The sequence below is a fragment of the Chryseobacterium sp. UF-81 genome, assembly GCF_058245105.1.
This window is the reverse complement of record NZ_JBSIBX010000004.1, coordinates 251,413-269,132: the sequence shown is the minus strand read 5'-3', so window position 1 is coordinate 269,132 and position 17,720 is coordinate 251,413. Positions and strand designations below refer to the sequence as shown.

The window sequence follows — 17,720 nt, the reverse complement described above, 5'->3', positions numbered from 1 at the left end:
ATGTTTTTTACTAAAAATAAAATTCGGAATTATATTGGCATAATTTATTCATTACAATAAAAATAAAACATTATCCCATGTTAAATAGAAATTTTACAAAAGCAGAATTCGTATTGAATAATGAAAATCAGTATCAGTTAGAATTTACCATTCAGGAGATTGGCCAGGGATCAAACCTTATCGTTGAAAGAAAAAACGAAAACGGAGAATTTGAAACAGTTCAGGCCATGATTACCAGACTGAATGACCGTATCTTTATAAAATGGAGTGAGCCATTCGACGGCAGACTTATTTTTGAAAAATAAAAAATAAGATTATGAAATATAGTGAAGCCTTAGAATATAAAAAAGAAGCCTTAAAAAAAGCTGATAAATCTGTACTCCAGAATTTTCATATCATTATTGCACCTGCCGATACCGGAGAAAGCGCAAAATACATAGAAGATTTTTCGAAAAATCCTGATGACTTTAATGACAGCAGCTGTAAGAAATACTGCTCGAATGATGAGTACGAAGTGATGAGCTTTAAAAAAGAAACGGAAGATTAATCACCTCTTCCCTATTAGGTCATTGCCAAGAATAAATTTCCCTGGCCATAGCTGTTATCGTATGCCACATAGGTACCCTGAAAATAAAGGCTGGTCTTATAATTGCAGATATTACGTCATCGAAATAATTAATCACTAAATATATTATTATGGAAACTAAAAAAACAACAAGAAAAACAGCCCCGAAAACCGCAGCCAAAAAAACAGGAAAAACTCCTGCTAAAAAAGATGCAGCCAAGCAGCTGAAAGATTTGTTTGAAGATTCACTGAAAGACATTTACTGGGCAGAAAAAGCTCTTGTAAAAGCCCTTCCTAAAATGCATAAGAATGCAACAGACAAAAAACTGAAAACAGCTATTGAACAGCACCTTAACGAGACAGAAATTCATGTGAAAAGGCTGGAAGAATGTTTTGCCGCTCTCGGCAAAAAAGCCCAGGCCAAAAAATGTGATGCCATGCAGGGATTATTAGATGAAGGTAAAAGCATCATAGAAGAAACTGAAGTGGGATCCGTAAGAGATGCAGGCATAATTGCCGCTGCACAGAAAGTGGAACATTATGAAATTGCCACCTATGGATCACTGGCTGCTTATGCTAAAGTTCTTAAAGAAAAAGTATGCCTGAAAAACCTTTTGGCCACTCTTAACGAAGAAAAAAAATGTGATGAACTGCTCACTAAAATAGCAGATACTGCTATTAATACCAAGGCAAAGTAAACTCAATTCAATATATTTAAAGAGACCTGTTGAAGGTCTCTTTTTTGTTGCTTAACCTTAACAAGATAAGGATTACATACACATATTAATCTATACAATCTTGTAAATGAAATTACCTTCGTTTTGATAATAAAAATCAGATGTATAATTTTGTCTAATACTTACCAATAAATGGATTTGAAGCTGCCACTTTCTTATTATTTGAATCAGGATGTTATTTTCCTGGCTAAAGACCTTTTGGGAAAAGTACTTTTTACAGAAATAAATGGTGATATCACTGCAGGGATCATTGTAGAAACCGAGGCTTATTTCGGTGTCATAGATAAAGCTTCCCACGCCTATGGAGGCCGCCGTACCGGCCGTACCGAAACATTATATACCCAGGGCGGTGTTTCGTATGTTTATTTATGTTACGGAATCCATCATCTCTTTAATGTCGTAAGCTCCGTTGAAGGCGAGCCCCATGCAGTATTGGTAAGGGCTGTAGAACCGTTGATAGGAACTGAAATTATGGAATTCAGAAGGAATATGCCGGCTTCTAAGCCCGCGATATCATCAGGACCCGGTTCAGCAGCTAAGGCTTTGGGTATTGACCGTTCCTTTAATAAAAAAGATTTAACCGGAGGCGAAATATGGATCGAAGACCACGGCATTAGATACTCTCCTGATGAGATTGTTTCAGGTCCGCGGATTGGAGTTGCCTATGCCCAGGAAGATGCACTGCTGCCTTGGCGGTTTTATGTCAGGGGCAACAGATATGTAAGCAAGCCCAGATCCTGAGAACCATTACGGTTAATGCTTGTGATTCTTAAAATTAATGATATGTCCTGTAATTAATCCCGCTGCTCCTGCATAAATCAAAGGAATATGAATTTCAAAGATTAAATCTGCCAAAACAGAAATTGAGATCAGGATAATAGAAAACCAGAACAGAAATTTAAGCCCGTTGCTGGCTATTTTTTGGGTCACTCTATAGACTACTACAGCACCAATGATAAGGAAAGCAAGATCGATGTAAGGATTGTGGGAAATACCCAACGGAATGATCATTAACAGAGGGAAAACAATACAATGGATAAGACACAGAACCGCTGCAGAAATTCCTACTGCATCAAGAATTTTCGATTTCATAAATAGGGAGATTTAAATTTCTTATTGTAACTTTGTTGCAAAAGTATAGATAATATTTTAAATAACGCAACTTTGTTGCATTAAAAAATGAAGCAAACCAGAAATACACAGGCTAAAACTGAAATTTTAAATATCATTAATCATTCTGATATAGCTCTTTCACAGCCAGATATTCAGAAACAGCTGGGTGATCTATGCAATAGAGTGACGATTTATAGAGTGCTTGAGAGACTTGAAAATGAGGGTCTTATTCATAAAATTGTTAATGTCGACGGAGTTGTCAATTTTGCGAAATGCAGTGGAAAGTGCAGTACGGAAAAGCATTTTCATAATCACATTCATTTCAACTGTAAAGAATGCCATTCAGTGACCTGTATCGAAAATGTAGTTCCTGATATCAGTCTGCCGCCAGCTTTTATAGCTCAGGAATATAATTTTATAGTGAGCGGGATATGTCCGAAATGTTCCAAAGTGTAACATCTGTACAGGCGCCACCAGATTATCTGTTTGCTTCCGGATGTTTTTAATGCCATAGTATTGGTTTTCCCGTACCTGAAGCAGATTAATGTTTGGTAAAGCAAATAAAAGTATTATTTTTATTTTTATAAAAGAAAACACCAATTATGCCGACCGAAGCTTCCCACAAGCTGATTCCGATGACAGATTTTGTTATTGAGTATTACTCTAACGAAGGATATGCCGATCTTCAGACATTGCGTCTGATGAAAAATTATGCTAATTTTCTAAGACGACCTTTGACGCTTGGAATGTTTGTTCCTGTGGATCCAAACGGAAATGTATTGAAAGAACCCAAAAATTATGCTTCCTGGAAATCGCTTGATCACAATACCGTAAAACGAACCGATACTGCAGGATTTGAGGAATATGCCGGCTACCAGACTGCAGAGCGGAACTGTCTGTTCGAAGGCTTTACCATAGCTTACAATGGCTATTCCGTAGTGAGAATAGTAGCTTCTTATGATGAGACCGTTGAGCTTTCTTTTAATAAAAGCGATATGATGTCAACTGCATTTCCAGATATTGAATCACTGACGGTTTTTAATGATATTTATCTGACGGCTAATGCTTTGAAAGCTATCGGGATCAAAAAATAAAAAGGTTATTTTTCATCACTCAGGATTTTTTCCAGTTCAGCTATGAAAGCGGCCTGCGCAGGATTGATTCTTCTTTTGGCTTCCTCTGATTCAAACCATTCCCATTGGTCTACCTCAGGAATTTCAATCATTTTAGACGATCTTGGTGGCCATTCAACCTGTAATGTATTGCTGTAAAGTCCTGTTGTTTCAATATCGCCCTCCAGTGCCCATGCATAAACAGTTTTACCGCTTTTCTGTTTTACAGGTGACAAAGCGGTAAATTTTCCTTGTACCGTCTGGCCTGTTTCCTCTTTAAACTCAGTTAAAGCCCGTTCCAGCGGATCTTCATCAGGCATAAACTCACCTTTTGGGATAGACCATGCCCCAGCATCTTTATTTTTCCAGAACGGACCGCCCGGATGAACCAGAAAATAATACTGACTATTTTTTTCTCTTTTAAACAGTAAAATACCAGCGCTTGTTTTCATAGCTTTAAGATAAAATATTTTTAAAGAATATGCAACCAACAGGCGTTTGTCAGTTTTTCCTGAATGCTGATGGCGACATATTTTTATAACCCCGGAAGATCTTGTTAAAATGGCTGGCATCATTAAATCCAAGCCGGTCTGCAATTTCATTGATGTTATATTTACTCTGCTTCAGGAGCTTCTCGGCAGCTTTTATTTTCTGATGCATTACATGCTGCTGTATAGAAAATCCGGTCTGCTTTTTAATATAAATGCTGATATAATTCCGGGAAAGCATAAATTCCTTTGCCAGATTTTCAAGCTTCATTTTGCTGGCATCCATTGCATTGACATTGATATAATAGAGAATTCTTTCCGCCTGGTTGATCCCTTTTGAGATCTGCTCCATGCCACCGCTGTTCATCGTATTTCTGATCAGAATGGTAATTATGGCCGAAAAAATATCTGCCGATGTTTCTTTGCTGTATATGCTTTTATTGCTGAATTCATAAAGAAGAATTCTCGCAAGCTGCAGCAGGTGTTTCCTGTCTGTTTTATTCGTAATTGCCGATTCATAAACGAATGAGCTGTCTTCCAGCATCAGCCGGACTACTTTATTAAGCTCAGCTTTTTTATCCGTCTGCAGACTTTCCCAGATATGATGTTCTGTAAATTTTATATAAATGAACCTGGTTTTGTTTTTTATAGAAAATTCATGAGCATCGCTCGGCCTTAGCACAAAAGCATCCCCTTTTTTATAGGTAAATGTAATGCCGTTCAGGTAATGTGTTCCTGTTCCGCTTTCTATCACAATCAGTTCATAGAAGTTATGATTATGGTATTCAATATCCCATGCTTCCTTCTCAATACTGAAAACATTGAAAGAACTGAAATTGACAATACGCTTCATAAAATGAATGGATTTTTACAAATTTAGCATAAATTTTTACAATATAAGTCATCCGTTTATTCTTCAATTTTGTAGTACAAAAACTCTTTAAAATGAAGCATTTAAAACAATCAGTCTTCCTGATCGCATCTGCAATACTTTTGGTGTCCTGTTTTGACGGGAATATGAAAAGTACGGCTAAACAGTCCGCAACCGGAACTGCGTCTAAAAAATACTGGCCCAATGGTGCACGGCTGGTCATTTCAGTATCAATGCAGTTTGAAACAGGAGGACAGCCAGAAGGAGCTGAGAGCCCTTTCAGCGGAACTCCGCTTCCCAAAGGCCAGCCGGATCTGGCAGCAGAAACCTGGTATCGTTATGGAGCGAATGAAGGAATTTACCGTATGCTGGATCTGTGGAAAAAGTATGATATAAAAGTAACCTCCCATGTTGTAGGTACTGCTGCTGAAAAATATCCTGAAATTGCCAGAGCCATTGCCGGCGGAGGTCATGAAATAGCTGCGCACGGTATTTCCTGGGACAGCCAGTGGAACAAAAACTACGCAGATGAACTGCACTTTGTAAAAGATGGCGTAGATGCAGTGGAAAAAATTACAGGACAAAAAGCAGTAGGCTACAACTGTAACTGGCTCAGAAGAAGTCCGAATACTTTAAAAATTCTGCAGGAACTTGGTTTCCTTTATCATATAGATGATCTTAGCCATGATGAACCTTTCATTACTAAGGTAAACGGTAAAAACTTTGTGGTAATGCCTTATACGCTCAGAAATAATGATATTGTGAATATAGAAGGTAAACACTGGAGTCCGGACCAGTTTCTGGCTCAGCTGAAGTTCGAGTTTGACCGCCTGTATGAAGAAGGAGCTTCCAAGCGAAGAATGATGAGCATCAGTTTCCATGACAGGATTGGCGGAACTCCGGCAATGGTTCATGCTATGGATGAATTTATAAAATACACCAGAGAAAAACAGGGAGTTGTTTTTATGCGTAAGGATGATATTGCGAAAATGGTAATGAATGATCCCGCAACTCCGGTAGACAACAGTGAGGAAAAATATAATAATTAGATATAAAGTACGAAGATGAAAGGAGCGCTACGATGGGCTTTTTGACAAAAATTATTTGTATACCTCACTGTAAAAACTAAATAAACAATCAAGAATTGTCAATTAAATTTCAGACATATAATTTCCCTCTTCATATTTTCTTTCTCTAAAAATTAATTTTAAAATAAACATTATGAAAAATACAGCTTATTTCCTTTTGCGTATATCGATGGGTGTAAATCTTTTGGGACATGGTCTTGCCAGAATTCCAAAGCTTTCCGTTTTTGCTGAAGGAATGACAAAAGGGTTCGAAAAAAGTTGGCTTCCCCAGCCATTGGTTTACTTATTCAGTACTACCCTGCCTTTTCTGGAATTTATCATTGGTGGAATGCTTATTCTTGGCTTTAAGACCCGTTTAGCAAATTTTGCCGGTGCCGGGTTGATCATCATACTTCTTTTCGGAAGCAGTACCGTTGAAAACTGGGAAGTTATGGGAATACAAATGATCTATATCCTTTTCTTTTATCTCCTGATCAGCAGAATAGAAGATAACTGCTATACCCTGGATCAGCAGAAATCATTTAATAGAAAGTAAATACTTCAGATTTTATTAGAATTGCAAACGTTATGAAGGTGTGTTTTATGGATTTAGGAAATATTATTATTTGTTTCCATTCTAATACAGTATAGATACCACATTTTAAATATTATTGATGCTTTTCTTCATAAAGGCATGGAATATGTATTTAATAAAAACAATAACATTAAAAAATTTGAGTCATGAGAAATTTATTATGGTTAGTAGCCGTCATTTGTATCGTTGTCTGGCTTCTGGGAATGTTAAATATTGTACCGGGAATGAGTACCGGTTACTTAGTGCATGTTCTTTTAGTAATTGCCATTATTGTAATACTTTATAATATCATTTCCGGTAAAAGACCGTTGTGATAATAATTGAATCTTTGAATAACAAATAAAAAGGTCAGAAATAATTTTTCTGACCTTTTTTTGATCCTGATGAAATATCTGATCATAAAATCATCAAGGTTTACATCTGAAATATTTATATATTTATTATAGATATTATTATGTAAGTATAACCAAAAGCAATTCTATACAATGGAAGAAAAATTCCAGCCTGATGTTATTATTGTGGGAACAGGATTAGCAGGACTGACTGCTGCTATGGAAATTACTGCTGCCGGAAAAAAAGTGCTTCTTCTGGATCAGGAAACTGAACAGAATATTGGCGGGCAGGCATTTTGGTCATTCGGTGGTCTGTTTTTCATCAATTCACCACAGCAGCGGAAAATGGGAATTAAAGATTCTTATGAGCTGGCACTTCAGGACTGGAAAGGTACGGCCGGATTCGACCGCCCGGAAGATTACTGGCCCAGAAAATGGGCAGAAGCCTATTTGAAATTCGCAGCTTATGAAAAATATGATTATGTTTCTAAACTGGGGATCAGGTTTATGTTTATGGTAGGTTGGGCCGAACGTGGAGACGGATCCGCAACCGGCCACGGAAATTCCGTACCGCGCTTCCATGTCAGCTGGGGAACCGGAACAGGAGTTGTGAAGCCTTTTGTAGATAAAGCGTATGAAGCAAAAGAAAAAGGTCTTTTACAGATGAAATTCAGGCATAGAGTAACCGGACTGATCATAGAAAATAATAAAACCACAGGCCTGAGAGGTGATATCCTCGAAAATGATAATAAAGAAAGGGGTGTTGCTACCAGCAGAAACGTAATTTCACAATTTGAATACCATGCTTCTCATGTCATTATTGCATCAGGAGGTATAGGAGCCAATCATGAGCTCGTCAGAAAAAACTGGCCGGAAAGATTGGGAAAGGCCCCGGAAAATATGGTTTGCGGAGTGCCTTCGTATGTGGACGGAAAAATGATTGGTATTGCAGAAAAGTCCGGAGCACACATTATTAATCCGGACAGGATGTGGCATTATACAGAAGGCATACAGAACTGGAACCCGATATGGCCGAAACATGGCATCAGAATACTGCCCGGGCCTTCCTCTCTATGGTTTGATGCCCGGGGAAACCGCTTCCCCGCTCCTTTCCTGCCGGGATTTGATACTCTTGGAACCCTGAAGCATATACAGGAAACAGGATTTTCTTATTCCTGGTTTATCCTTACCCAGAAAATCATAAAAAAAGAATTTGCTCTTTCCGGATCAGAGCAGAATCCTGACATTACCAATAAAGATTATGCTCTTTTTCTGAGAAGAATTTTTGGAAAAAAAGCTCCGGGACCTGTAGAGGCTTTTAAAGAACATGGAAAAGATTTTATTGTTTCGGATGATCTGAAAACCCTGGTGGAAAAGATGAACGAACTGTCTGGCACTCCCCTTTTGAATTATGAGAAAATTAAAGCACAGATCGAAGCCAGAGACAGGGAGCTGGATAATAAATATTCAAAAGATACACAGGTGAATTACATAAGGAATACAAGAAATTATTTAGGTGACAGACTCGGCCGGGTGGCAGCTCCGCATAAAATATTAGATCCTAAGAATGGTCCTCTGATCGCTGTACGGCTCAATATTCTTACCCGGAAAACCCTGGGCGGTATTAAAACGAATCTTAACGGACAGGTTTTGAGAGATGATGATACGGTGATAGAAGGGCTTTACGCAGCAGGAGAAGTTGCAGGCTTTGGCGGAGGCGGAATGCATGGCTACCGGGCGCTGGAAGGAACATTTCTCGGAGGCTGTATTTTTTCAGGCATGAAAGCAGGAAAATATATAGCAGGGCTTTAAAGGTCAAATGGTGAACTCTTTTCACAGCTGAATAGTGAATTTTAAGAATCAGACAGTAAAATATTAAAAAAACAAAGGTGAATAATTATTTTGATCATAAAGTGGTTTGGGTTACGGGAGCTTCATCAGGAATAGGGGAAGCTCTGGTGAATGAGCTCGCAGTGAAAAGCAGTGCAAAAATTATCCTTTCGTCACGAAATAAAGATCAGCTGAATACTGTTGCTCAAAAGGCAGGACTTGAAGCGAATCGTTTTTTTGTACTGCCTTTGGATTTGGAAGACTATAAAAAAATGCCGGATGTTGTGGCCGAAGCTGTAGAAAAATTTGGAAAGATTGATATTCTCATCAATAACGCAGGACTGTCTCAGCGTTCCTTGGCAATGGAAACTGATATAGAAGTTGATAAACGCTTGATGGATATTGATTATATAGGCACCGTGGCCCTTACAAAATCTGTGCTTCCCTACATGACCAGGAATGGCGGCGGACAGATTGCTGTAGTAACCAGTCTGATGGGCGTTTTCGGAGCCCCTATGAGAAGCAGTTACGCAGCAGCAAAACATGCATTGCATGGCTTTTTTGATTCGCTGCGTGCCGAATTATATACAAAGAAAATTATAGTGACCATCATCTGTCCCGGCTTTGTACACACTAATATTTCTATTAATGCAGTAACAGGTAACGGTTCTCTGCAGGGAACTATGGATGATGCCACAAACAAAGGGATGCCCGCAGATGTGTTTGCAAGAAAAATGCTTGCGGCTATAGAAAAAAAGAAAAATCAGGCATCTATTGGCGGTCAGGAAGTGATAGGAACCTACCTGAAGAGGTTCTTTCCTTCTCTTCTGGCTAAGATTGTCCGTAAGGCCAAAGTGGTATAGAAAAAAATCCAAAAACCTCCCGTTATGAGAGGTTTTTTATATCAGATTGGAAATAAAGTTAGTAATCCAAAATTATTTATTTTAAGACCCAGGAACCTGTGCTTTTGCATAGATCAGTCCCTCGGATTTCAGTTCGTTCCAAAATTCAGCCGGAATGCTGGCATCAAGACCTTCCGCATTATCTTTAACCTGATCCGGGCTGCTGGCTCCGGGAATAATGGAAGCAAATTCGTCGGAAGCCAATACAAAATGTAATGCAGCATGTACAATATCGGTATTATATTTTTTGGCGATATCCCCAATTCTGGCGCGTTTTTCAGCCATTCCCTTAGGAATTACATCCTTATAGTTATACCTTTCTCTTCCTGCAATATATCCTGAATTATATCCTGCACCGGAAACCAGTTTTACACCGGCTTTTTTAACCACCGGAAGCAGCCTGTCAACGGCATCTTCATGTTCCAGGATCGAATATTGTGTTGCTGAGAGACAAATATCCGGATCTGCTGAATCAATACAGTCTAAGATTGGTTCAATTTTATTGACGCCCATTCCCCATGCCTTGATCACGCCCTGGTCACGGAGTTCGGAGAGAACTTTGAATGCCCCTTCCCTTGCCTGTTTCAGGAAATAAGGATAACGATCTCCTACCTGATCTTCAGAAAGGTCATGAACATATACGATATCAATATGATTCAGCCCGGTTCTCTGTAAACTGTCTGCAATGGATCTTTTGATGGCATCTGCCGTATAATCATGTTTAAAATCGTAGTTCAGAGGTTTCTTCCACATGGTGGGCGGAACTTCAGATTCCGGAACTTCATGGAACAGTCTTCCTACTTTGGTTGAAAATACGAATTCATTCCTGTCTTTATCCTTCAGAAAGTCACCGAATCTTTTTTCATTTTTTGTAAGACCGTACCACGGAGAGGTATCAAAATAACGGATTCCCACATCCCAAGCCTGCTGTAATATCTCACGGGCCTGCTCATCAGTTATATCTTCAAAGGCTGTTCCTATAGCAACTCCTCCTATTCCTAACCTGTGCTTTTCTGTTAAAATGTCTGTTTTCATATGAGTATATTTAAGTGTTGGTTAAAAACAGAATGCAAACATCATGCAGAGTAAAGTAACCATCAAAATAGTATTGCTTCCATATGGCAGATTTACAGCTGATATTTATTTGAGTACAGATTCGGCTGAATCTTTCATTCACAATACAGAATTAAAATTTATAAGAAATATTTATAATTTCTATAATGTTTTGAATTTCATTGTATTGTGTTGGGATTTAGCAGTTTTACAACAATGTATGGGCAGACATTTATAAAGATATTTCCTAAATTTACGAAACCATCAAGGTTTTAAAATTGGTTCCCAGTGAAAATTCACAATAAAAAAAAATATTTAAGCTTTCTTAAATTTAAAAGAGACTTCCAGGAATACGGACTGGAAAAAGCCCGAAGCTATGAGCTTATCCTTCATTGGCTGAATAACAGGCTCAGCAGAAACCAGTTTCTGGTGCTTTCCGGAATACTTGTGGGTTGTACTGCCGGTCTTGCCGGAGTGGTGCTGAAAACCCTTGTGCATACCATCCATAATTTTATTACACATAAGGTTCATTTCGAATATCAGATCTTATTTTATATTGTTTTTCCTTTTTTAGGAATTGTGCTTACGACAGCTATTGTTCTTACTCTGTTTAAAGGTCAGGACAGAAAAGGGATCGGTGCAATTCTGTATGAAATTGCTCAGAATTCAAGTATTGTGGCTTCTGTAAAAATGTATTCACAGATCGTTCAGAGTGCTGTGACGGTGGGTCTTGGGGGTTCTGCGGGATTGGAAAGCCCTATCGCAGTTACAGGGGCTGCCATCGGGTCCAATTATGCACAGACTTACAGGCTTAGCTACAAGGAAAGGACTTTGCTGTTGGCTGCAGGTGCCACGGCGGGTATTGCTTCAGCTTTCAATGCTCCGATTGCGGGCATCATGTTCGCTTTTGAGATCCTTTTGACGGGTGTTGTCTTTACAGATTTCATTCCTTTGGTAGTGGCTGCTGTCTGCGGAAGCCTTTTATCAAGGATTCTGCTTCAGGAAGATGTGCTTTTCAGGTTTTATACCAGAGAACCTTTTAACTATAAAAATGTTCCTTACTATCTTATCCTGGGAGTTGTAACCGGACTGTATGCCCGTTATTTTGTAGTGATTTCTCAAAAAGTGGAACATTTCATCAAAGGGCTTAAGCTTTCAAGGATGCGTAAGGCTATGTTCGGAGGTCTGGTGCTGTCATTATTGTGTGTTCTTTTTCCACCCTTGTTCGGAGAAGGATATGATACGGTGAAGGCTTTTACGAACGGAAGTACTCATTCTATTATCAGAAACAGTTTTTTCCGGTATTTTGAGATCGGAGACTGGACCATTATTATATTTCTGGTTCTGGTATGTCTTTTAAAAGCTTTTGCCACATCATTCACAATATTTAGCGGGGGTAACGGCGGTAATTTTGCTCCGTCACTTTTTGCCGGAGGGACAGTGGGTTATTTATTTGCATTAGTCTGCCAGCAAATCGGGTTTACGGATGTTCCGGTGACGAATCTTGTTCTGGTAGGAATGGCCGGAGCAATGAGCGGCGTACTCTATGCTCCCCTTACCGCGATATTTCTGATCGCTGAATCCAGTTTTGGATATGATCTTTTTATTCCGCTGATGATCGTATCCATTATCTCTTATCTTATTGCAAAATGGTTCTCCCCGATCTCCCCGGAACTGCAATCTTTGGCTGATCAGGGAAAAATTTTTACCAGCAAACATGATAAAAACCTGCTTTTTGCCTTGAGAACTGAAGATTTTATAGATAAATATTCAGAAACGATTAATGAAAATGCTTCTGTCACTACATTATTCGAGAAGGTAAAGAATGGAAACAAAAACATTTTTGCAGCAACAGATGAGGCCGGAAAACTGAAAGGTATCCTTACTTTGGATGATATCCGTCCCTATCTTTTTAATCAAGAAACAGACAGCTCCATGACGGTTGCACAAATTATGAAAGCTCCGCCTGCAGTTATTTACCGGGACAATAAACCGTTGGAAATTCTTCAGATATTTGATGATACCGGCGTATGGAAGCTTCCGGTAATCAGCGAGAGTAATGATTTTATAGGGTTTATATCAAAATCATCTATCCTGATGAGCTACAGACAGCTTTTGAAAGAATATTCTGATTAATTTTTTTAACCTTGAAGTCCAAAATCTGTTCTTACATAAGATTATGATCTAAAGACAAAAAATATCCGTTCAGCTACTGAACGGATATTTTTATTAACTTCATCTGAATTAATGACTTGCCTGATCAAGCAGTTCAATATCTTCCTGATCCAAAATAAGCTTAGGAGCCTTGAATAAAGTATCCAGCTGGGAAGCACTCGTTGCACTTACAATAGGTGCAGTGATTAAAGGATTGGCCAGAAGCCATGCCAGGGCAACCGTTCCCTGGGTGGTTTTATGTTTTTCACTTACCTGGTCCAGAGCTTTTAATACTTCAAGACCTTTTGGGTTCAGGTATTTTCTGACGCCCTCTCCTCTCTGGCTTTTGCCAAGATCCTCTTCGGTACGGTATTTCCCGGTGAGGAAACCAGCTGCTAATGACCAGTACGGAAATACGCTCAGTCCAAATTCTTCCACCAGCGGAGCATAGTTTTTTTCAAAACCTTCTCTTTCCATTAAATTGTAATGCGGTTGCAGAGCTACATATTTGGGAAGGTTATTTTTTTCTGAGGCTTTAAATGATGCTTTCAGACGTTCCGGGGTAAGGTTGGAAGCGGCAATATAACGCACTTTTCCGGCTTTGATAATCTCATCGTATGCAGAAAGTGTTTCTTCTACCGGAGTGGTATGATCATCAAAATGAGTATAATAAAGATCAATATGGTCGGTCTGAAGCCTTTGAAGTGATTCATCCACAGACTTTAAAATATGTTTCTTGCTGATGTCAAAACCATGCTCTTTGGTTTCAGATCCTACCTTGGTGGCCAGTACTATATTCTGACGGTTGGAACGGCTTTTCATCCATTTTCCGATGATTTCCTCAGACTGGCCACCTTTTCCATTAACCCACCAGGAATAAGTATCTGCTGTATCAATAAAATTGAACCCGGCATCCGTAAACTGATCCAATATATCAAAAGACTGCTTTTCGTCCAATGTCCATCCAAAAACATTCCCTCCGAAATTAACAGGTGCTATCGACAGATCCGTATTTTTTATCTTTCTTTTTTCCATAAAATAAATTGAAATTAAATTTTAGAAGAATCTAAGGTAGGGATTATCATGTAGGATTACAGATTCAAAATAAACATATGGCTTATAGTTATTATAAATGAAAAGGCTCATTCTATCTCACTTTTTCACTTTTCAATCAGGGCCTGATATATCAGAATCAGCATAAAAAAAGCAGCCTTCACAAAGAAAGCTGCTTATCTATCAATTTAAAAAAATACTGTTACTTTTCAGCCTGAGGAATCTCAATGGCTGTAAGTATCAATTTATATTCCTGCAGTTGCAGTTTTATGGTTTCCAATCCGCTTGTAAAGAAAGTGGATGTATGAAACATATGATGATAATATTCAATGCCTTCCAGCATATTATTTTTGAACGCATTCCATTTTTTGGTTTGGGAATTTGTAATCTGTGCCGAAGAATTGCTGATTTCTTTTTTAAGATAATCAACATACATTTTCAACTCATTGATGAACATATTCGGACGTTGGTTATCCGGAAGGATATTGGCATTCCCGTAGATGTGTTTTACCATTTCGGAAAGAGAAACTTCCTTATCAAAAAAAGCGAGGTTAGGCCCGGGGCATATAACAACCCCTTGCTTTTCTCCTTTTATCTCCAGATTCTGTTCCATATATGCAGCATTTACCAATCCTACACACAGACAGGCTTTATCTGTAATTTCGGTCTTTCTTTTACCAAACTCTTCAGCAGTAAGCTCAGGATCGGCCTGAAGTTCTTTCAGCTTAATATCCTGATACTTCTTAGAGGCGGTACACGTTCCCGTTCCCTGCGGTGAAAACTCTTTGCTTAGAGCCAGAAGCTTTTTCGGGCAAGAACTTCCGTATTTTCCGGAGGCTTCCTTTTGTTCTTTCAACAACTCATTGGATGTTCCTCTAACCGTATTGAATGGCACTCCCAAAGGCGAAATATTACTCAGATAGAAATCTTTTTCTCCGGATCTTAAAAGCAGATTCCTAGTTTCCGTATCTACAGAAGTCGCTTCTGGAACCAATAGAAATGGTGATCCCCATCCGACGCTGTCTACCTTATAGTTTTCAAGCAGAAATTCGTGTTCTTCGGAGGTTCCTACTCCGCCCTGAACTGTAATTTTCATTTCGAGAGGCTCAGAAACGGGATGTTTTCCTTTCTGCTCCAAAGCGGTAATCATTAAGGCATGCGCAGATTGGATAAGGTCATTCTTTTTCTGTTTAAACTCTTCCATGATAGGCCCCAGCAGCATTCCTTCCGTAGCAAATGCATGTCCTCCGCAGTTCAGTCCGGATTCTATTCTGTATTCTGAAATCCAAAGCCCTTTTTTAGCCAGAAAATTTCCCTGAATCATGGCTGAACGGAAATCACTCACTTTCAGAATGATCTTCTTTTTTAAAATGCCGTTCTGATCGGGAAAGAAATCGTCGAATTCTTCAATATAGCTGTATAAACGCGGGTTCATTCCTGCAGAAAGCACCATGGAAGAAGATAGTTTACTTTGGGCAAAACCACGCAGTGACGCATGGGCATCATTAAATATCACAGGAAGCTGCTCATTTTTTTTATAGTTGTCTTTGTCAACTTTCGTCATAATATTGACGTCGATACTTCCCGGCTTCAGATTGCTTTCAATAAAATTTTTAATGTTTGAGCCAAAACTGTCTGTTTGACTCATAAGATTCTGAAGACCGCTTTTCAGATCCGAAGTATTGGGCAGGATGGCCATAAAGCTCTTTAAAGCCTCCCTGTTCTTAGTGATTTCCTGTTTGAAAGATTCAAATTTTTCATTCACGATATCATCTACCATATCGAGATAAGCCGTAATTCTTTTTGCCCTGTAATCTTCTGTTTTTGTTGAAATTCCTAAATAATTAAGATTGAATTTCTTATTATAAAAGTTTTTCATTTTCTCCAGGATCTCATCATCGATAATGGAAATCACGGAAGAAATTCCATATTGGGCAACACGGATGGGACTGTCTATGGTATACGCCAGACCCATTACCGGAATATGGAAGTTGTGTAATGGTTTATGTGTCATTTTATTTCGATAAAAATTCTTTCAATGAGAATGAATTAAAATCCCGGAATGCCGTATCCATATTGAAATGAGTGCTTCAGTCCAAACTTTTAATTGATCTAAATTTATCATTTTAATATTAGCTATGCATTAAATAACACTTGTAATATCGGAAATATGCTAAATATCATCCTTTTGAAGTATATACTCAGCTTTTTATTTTTGGAGGGTAATCAGGGCATGGGATGGGTACAATTATGCATAAGAACGTAATTGTTAAAACATTTTTGTTGACTAAGAATAAATGGAGTTACTCAAAATCCAGAAATCCATCCGCCAGTTTTTTCCACTGTATCTTGGAGATTCCCATCATTCCTCCTGCGGCAACCATAAGATTTCTGAGGACATCAATACATCCGGCGTTAAAATTGGGAGTTTCATTTCGTCCGTAGACTGCAGCTTTCAGATGAGTCGGCGTTCTTGCAATCATAAAAGTAGAAGTCGCTTTAGAGCTGTAAAAGTGAGCAATATGCTGATTTGTTTTATCTTGAGGATTTCTGGACGGGCTGCATGTTATCAAAATGCTTTCGGAATAGTTATCTTCCTGAAAACAGATATCAGTAACTTCTACCCAGTCATACCCTTTGGCTTCAGGTTCTCCCGGTCCGGGAATATCAATTCTCATGAAATCTCCTTTCTGAGGTGGCCTTTCAGCAGCCTTTCCTTCGGAGTCAAAGAGTTTAAAAGCTGCAAAGCCTTCACCGCAATAGCTTTTCCACCGGCTCACTGAAAAAAACCTTTGTTTCAAAATGTCAAATTTAAGTGGAAGGAATGCGGGCTCAAACTGCTTCTGGCTTTCTGTATCATGAAATCCGCCGGATTGCTGCTGTGGAACTCTGTTGATCTGCTTGGGCTTCATCTTAACTGGATTTTGTACTAATTTATAAAAATGGGGAGGTATTCTTTATGAGTACGATCATAACGGCTCAAAATAAAAGCCTCCCGTTGGAGAGGCTGATGTTAAAACTTAAATGTATCGGGAGAAATGGATTTAATTATTTGTATTAAAATTAATGAAGATGAATGGCCTGTTTTATGATCTTAGTCATGTTATTGTGAACCTGTTAAAAATTTAGAGATCTATTGTGTTTTTATAAAGTAATAATTATTTTTGAATAAAAAATTAAAAGCTGTAAAGGCAGATTAATTTTTAAATTATAATCCAGAAGCGGTATGAATCTATGATAATTGATGAAGAACTTTTATTTTCCTCAGGGGCGGAACTGATAAATTATGCAGGAGGTGATGTTATTTTCAAAGAAAATGATCAGCCTGAATATTATTTTCAGATTAAAACCGGAACGGTAAAAATTAATAATTACCATGAAGATGGACGGGAAATTATCCACAGCGTTCCTTTTGACGGACATTGCATTGCGGAGAGTTCTTTGTTCATAGAAAAACCTTATCCGGTAAATGCAATAGCAATGGGCATTTGTGAGATTATAAGACTGGATAAGAATAAATTCATGGAACTTATCAGAAGCTCACCTGATCTTCTTCCGAAACTCTGCAGCTATACTGCGGAAAGAATGTATTACAGGCATGTGATGATGAACAATCTTTCTACGCCAGATCCGGGAACCAAAATAAAACGTGTAATGGACTGCCTGAAATCTTATAATCGGTACACAGATAAATACTCTTATCAGTTTCCGTTTACCAGGCAAAATTTGGCCTCTCTTACAGGCCTATGTGTAGAAACTGTCATAAGAGTCATAAAGAAAATGGAGAAAGAAAAAACAGTAAGAATACAGAACGGTAAGATATTTTATTGATTCTTTTGAGGAATAAT

20 protein-coding genes are annotated in these 17,720 nt (G+C 38.4%); 13 read left to right on the top strand and 7 right to left on the bottom strand.

All coding sequences use genetic code 11. From position 1 onward, the window contains the following. Nucleotides 1-77 precede the first annotated feature (77 nt). From AC4IFE_RS08570 to AC4IFE_RS08555, 4 genes are all read left to right on the top strand, one after another. Nucleotides 78-305, top strand: a complete 228-nt coding sequence (locus tag AC4IFE_RS08570; protein ID WP_490756365.1) for a glutathione synthase — start codon at nucleotides 78-80, stop codon at nucleotides 303-305. Between the two features lie 11 nt (nucleotides 306-316). Beyond that, on the top strand, nucleotides 317-547 hold the full coding sequence (locus AC4IFE_RS08565) for a hypothetical protein (protein ID WP_490756363.1): 231 nt from the start codon (nucleotides 317-319) through the stop codon (nucleotides 545-547). A gap of 149 nt (nucleotides 548-696) precedes the next feature. Continuing rightward, nucleotides 697-1,263: a YciE/YciF ferroxidase family protein gene (locus AC4IFE_RS08560; protein ID WP_490756362.1), complete on the top strand. Its 567-nt coding sequence runs from the start codon at nucleotides 697-699 to the stop codon at nucleotides 1,261-1,263. Nucleotides 1,264-1,434: 171 nt separating this feature from the next. Continuing rightward, nucleotides 1,435-2,043, top strand: a complete 609-nt coding sequence (locus AC4IFE_RS08555; RefSeq protein ID WP_490756360.1) for a DNA-3-methyladenine glycosylase — start codon at nucleotides 1,435-1,437, stop codon at nucleotides 2,041-2,043. Nucleotides 2,044-2,055: 12 nt separating this feature from the next. Here AC4IFE_RS08555 and AC4IFE_RS08550 read toward each other — a convergent pair whose 3' ends face one another. Beyond that, nucleotides 2,056-2,394, bottom strand: a complete 339-nt coding sequence (locus tag AC4IFE_RS08550) for a MerC domain-containing protein (RefSeq protein WP_490756358.1) — start codon at nucleotides 2,392-2,394, stop codon at nucleotides 2,056-2,058. Between the two features lie 87 nt (nucleotides 2,395-2,481). Here AC4IFE_RS08550 and AC4IFE_RS08545 point away from each other — a divergent pair, with 87 nt between their 5' ends. Together AC4IFE_RS08545 and AC4IFE_RS08540 are read left to right on the top strand one after the other, a co-directional pair. Further along, nucleotides 2,482-2,871: a Fur family transcriptional regulator gene (locus tag AC4IFE_RS08545; RefSeq protein ID WP_490756356.1), complete on the top strand. Its 390-nt coding sequence runs from the start codon at nucleotides 2,482-2,484 to the stop codon at nucleotides 2,869-2,871. 146 nt (nucleotides 2,872-3,017) lie between these two features. After that, the gene (locus AC4IFE_RS08540) at nucleotides 3,018-3,509 is read left to right on the top strand and encodes a hypothetical protein (protein ID WP_490756354.1); all 492 of its coding nucleotides are present in this window, start codon (nucleotides 3,018-3,020) and stop codon (nucleotides 3,507-3,509) included. Between the two features lie 5 nt (nucleotides 3,510-3,514). Here the strand turns inward: AC4IFE_RS08540 and AC4IFE_RS08535 are convergent, their stop codons facing one another. Together AC4IFE_RS08535 and AC4IFE_RS08530 are read right to left on the bottom strand one after the other, a co-directional pair. Then, nucleotides 3,515-3,979: an NUDIX hydrolase gene (locus tag AC4IFE_RS08535; protein WP_490756353.1), complete on the bottom strand. Its 465-nt coding sequence runs from the start codon at nucleotides 3,977-3,979 to the stop codon at nucleotides 3,515-3,517. A gap of 49 nt (nucleotides 3,980-4,028) precedes the next feature. After that, entirely contained in the window at nucleotides 4,029-4,868 is an 840-nt protein-coding gene (locus AC4IFE_RS08530; protein WP_490756351.1) for an AraC family transcriptional regulator, read from the bottom strand. A gap of 92 nt (nucleotides 4,869-4,960) precedes the next feature. Here AC4IFE_RS08530 and AC4IFE_RS08525 point away from each other — a divergent pair, with 92 nt between their 5' ends. The 5 genes from AC4IFE_RS08525 (at nucleotide 4,961) to AC4IFE_RS08505 (ending at nucleotide 9,573) form a co-directional block, all read left to right on the top strand. Then, on the top strand, nucleotides 4,961-5,935 hold the full coding sequence (locus tag AC4IFE_RS08525; RefSeq protein WP_490756349.1) for a polysaccharide deacetylase family protein: 975 nt from the start codon (nucleotides 4,961-4,963) through the stop codon (nucleotides 5,933-5,935). 172 nt (nucleotides 5,936-6,107) lie between these two features. Then, the gene (locus tag AC4IFE_RS08520) at nucleotides 6,108-6,509 is read left to right on the top strand and encodes a DoxX family protein (RefSeq protein WP_490756347.1); all 402 of its coding nucleotides are present in this window, start codon (nucleotides 6,108-6,110) and stop codon (nucleotides 6,507-6,509) included. 185 nt (nucleotides 6,510-6,694) lie between these two features. Next, entirely contained in the window at nucleotides 6,695-6,862 is a 168-nt protein-coding gene (locus AC4IFE_RS08515; RefSeq protein WP_426048419.1) for a lmo0937 family membrane protein, read from the top strand. A gap of 171 nt (nucleotides 6,863-7,033) precedes the next feature. Beyond that, a complete protein-coding gene (locus tag AC4IFE_RS08510; RefSeq protein WP_490756345.1) occupies nucleotides 7,034-8,692 on the top strand; it encodes an FAD-binding dehydrogenase in 1,659 nt (552 codons plus the stop codon). A gap of 77 nt (nucleotides 8,693-8,769) precedes the next feature. Continuing rightward, on the top strand, nucleotides 8,770-9,573 hold the full coding sequence (locus AC4IFE_RS08505; protein WP_490756343.1) for an SDR family oxidoreductase: 804 nt from the start codon (nucleotides 8,770-8,772) through the stop codon (nucleotides 9,571-9,573). A gap of 81 nt (nucleotides 9,574-9,654) precedes the next feature. Here AC4IFE_RS08505 and AC4IFE_RS08500 read toward each other — a convergent pair whose 3' ends face one another. Next, nucleotides 9,655-10,647, bottom strand: coding sequence for an aldo/keto reductase (locus AC4IFE_RS08500; RefSeq protein ID WP_490756341.1), 993 nt, complete (start codon nucleotides 10,645-10,647; stop codon nucleotides 9,655-9,657). A 306-nt stretch (nucleotides 10,648-10,953) separates the two neighbouring features. Here AC4IFE_RS08500 and AC4IFE_RS08495 point away from each other — a divergent pair, with 306 nt between their 5' ends. After that, complete coding sequence (locus tag AC4IFE_RS08495; RefSeq protein WP_490756339.1) at nucleotides 10,954-12,801, top strand: chloride channel protein; 1,848 nt, start codon at nucleotides 10,954-10,956, stop codon at nucleotides 12,799-12,801. A gap of 108 nt (nucleotides 12,802-12,909) precedes the next feature. Here the strand turns inward: AC4IFE_RS08495 and AC4IFE_RS08490 are convergent, their stop codons facing one another. The 3 genes from AC4IFE_RS08490 to AC4IFE_RS08480 all read right to left on the bottom strand — a co-directional run bounded on the left by AC4IFE_RS08490 (nucleotide 12,910) and on the right by AC4IFE_RS08480 (nucleotide 16,784). Next, nucleotides 12,910-13,854 carry an aldo/keto reductase gene (locus tag AC4IFE_RS08490; RefSeq protein WP_490756337.1) on the bottom strand — a complete coding sequence of 315 codons (945 nt, stop codon included), beginning with the start codon at nucleotides 13,852-13,854 and terminating at the stop codon, nucleotides 12,910-12,912. A gap of 220 nt (nucleotides 13,855-14,074) precedes the next feature. Continuing rightward, nucleotides 14,075-15,886, bottom strand: a complete 1,812-nt coding sequence (locus tag AC4IFE_RS08485) for a hypothetical protein (protein ID WP_490756335.1) — start codon at nucleotides 15,884-15,886, stop codon at nucleotides 14,075-14,077. 289 nt (nucleotides 15,887-16,175) lie between these two features. Next, on the bottom strand, nucleotides 16,176-16,784 hold the full coding sequence (locus tag AC4IFE_RS08480) for a hypothetical protein (protein ID WP_490756333.1): 609 nt from the start codon (nucleotides 16,782-16,784) through the stop codon (nucleotides 16,176-16,178). Nucleotides 16,785-17,106: 322 nt separating this feature from the next. Between AC4IFE_RS08480 and AC4IFE_RS08475 the strand changes: the two genes are divergently transcribed. Further along, the gene (locus AC4IFE_RS08475) at nucleotides 17,107-17,703 is read left to right on the top strand and encodes a Crp/Fnr family transcriptional regulator (protein WP_490756331.1); all 597 of its coding nucleotides are present in this window, start codon (nucleotides 17,107-17,109) and stop codon (nucleotides 17,701-17,703) included. Nucleotides 17,704-17,720 lie beyond the last annotated feature (17 nt).

Excerpts from the sequence above, each read along its gene's own strand:
- AC4IFE_RS08535 (WP_490756353.1), bottom strand. The coding sequence starts at position 3,979 with ATGAAAACAAGCGCTGGTATTTTACTGTTTAAAAGAGAAAAAAATAGT.
- AC4IFE_RS08475 (WP_490756331.1), top strand. The coding sequence starts at position 17,107 with ATGATAATTGATGAAGAACTTTTATTTTCCTCAGGGGCGGAACTGATA.
- AC4IFE_RS08520 (WP_490756347.1), top strand. The coding sequence starts at position 6,108 with ATGAAAAATACAGCTTATTTCCTTTTGCGTATATCGATGGGTGTAAAT.
- AC4IFE_RS08545 (WP_490756356.1), top strand. The coding sequence starts at position 2,482 with ATGAAGCAAACCAGAAATACACAGGCTAAAACTGAAATTTTAAATATC.
- AC4IFE_RS08570 (WP_490756365.1), top strand. The coding sequence starts at position 78 with ATGTTAAATAGAAATTTTACAAAAGCAGAATTCGTATTGAATAATGAA.
- AC4IFE_RS08515 (WP_426048419.1), top strand. The coding sequence starts at position 6,695 with ATGAGAAATTTATTATGGTTAGTAGCCGTCATTTGTATCGTTGTCTGG.
- AC4IFE_RS08485 (WP_490756335.1), bottom strand. The coding sequence starts at position 15,886 with ATGACACATAAACCATTACACAACTTCCATATTCCGGTAATGGGTCTG.
- AC4IFE_RS08565 (WP_490756363.1), top strand. The coding sequence starts at position 317 with ATGAAATATAGTGAAGCCTTAGAATATAAAAAAGAAGCCTTAAAAAAA.
- AC4IFE_RS08540 (WP_490756354.1), top strand. The coding sequence starts at position 3,018 with ATGCCGACCGAAGCTTCCCACAAGCTGATTCCGATGACAGATTTTGTT.
- AC4IFE_RS08510 (WP_490756345.1), top strand. The coding sequence starts at position 7,034 with ATGGAAGAAAAATTCCAGCCTGATGTTATTATTGTGGGAACAGGATTA.
- AC4IFE_RS08480 (WP_490756333.1), bottom strand. The coding sequence starts at position 16,784 with ATGAAGCCCAAGCAGATCAACAGAGTTCCACAGCAGCAATCCGGCGGA.
- AC4IFE_RS08555 (WP_490756360.1), top strand. The coding sequence starts at position 1,435 with ATGGATTTGAAGCTGCCACTTTCTTATTATTTGAATCAGGATGTTATT.
- AC4IFE_RS08490 (WP_490756337.1), bottom strand. The coding sequence starts at position 13,854 with ATGGAAAAAAGAAAGATAAAAAATACGGATCTGTCGATAGCACCTGTT.
- AC4IFE_RS08530 (WP_490756351.1), bottom strand. The coding sequence starts at position 4,868 with ATGAAGCGTATTGTCAATTTCAGTTCTTTCAATGTTTTCAGTATTGAG.
- AC4IFE_RS08560 (WP_490756362.1), top strand. The coding sequence starts at position 697 with ATGGAAACTAAAAAAACAACAAGAAAAACAGCCCCGAAAACCGCAGCC.
- AC4IFE_RS08550 (WP_490756358.1), bottom strand. The coding sequence starts at position 2,394 with ATGAAATCGAAAATTCTTGATGCAGTAGGAATTTCTGCAGCGGTTCTG.
- AC4IFE_RS08525 (WP_490756349.1), top strand. The coding sequence starts at position 4,961 with ATGAAGCATTTAAAACAATCAGTCTTCCTGATCGCATCTGCAATACTT.
- AC4IFE_RS08500 (WP_490756341.1), bottom strand. The coding sequence starts at position 10,647 with ATGAAAACAGACATTTTAACAGAAAAGCACAGGTTAGGAATAGGAGGA.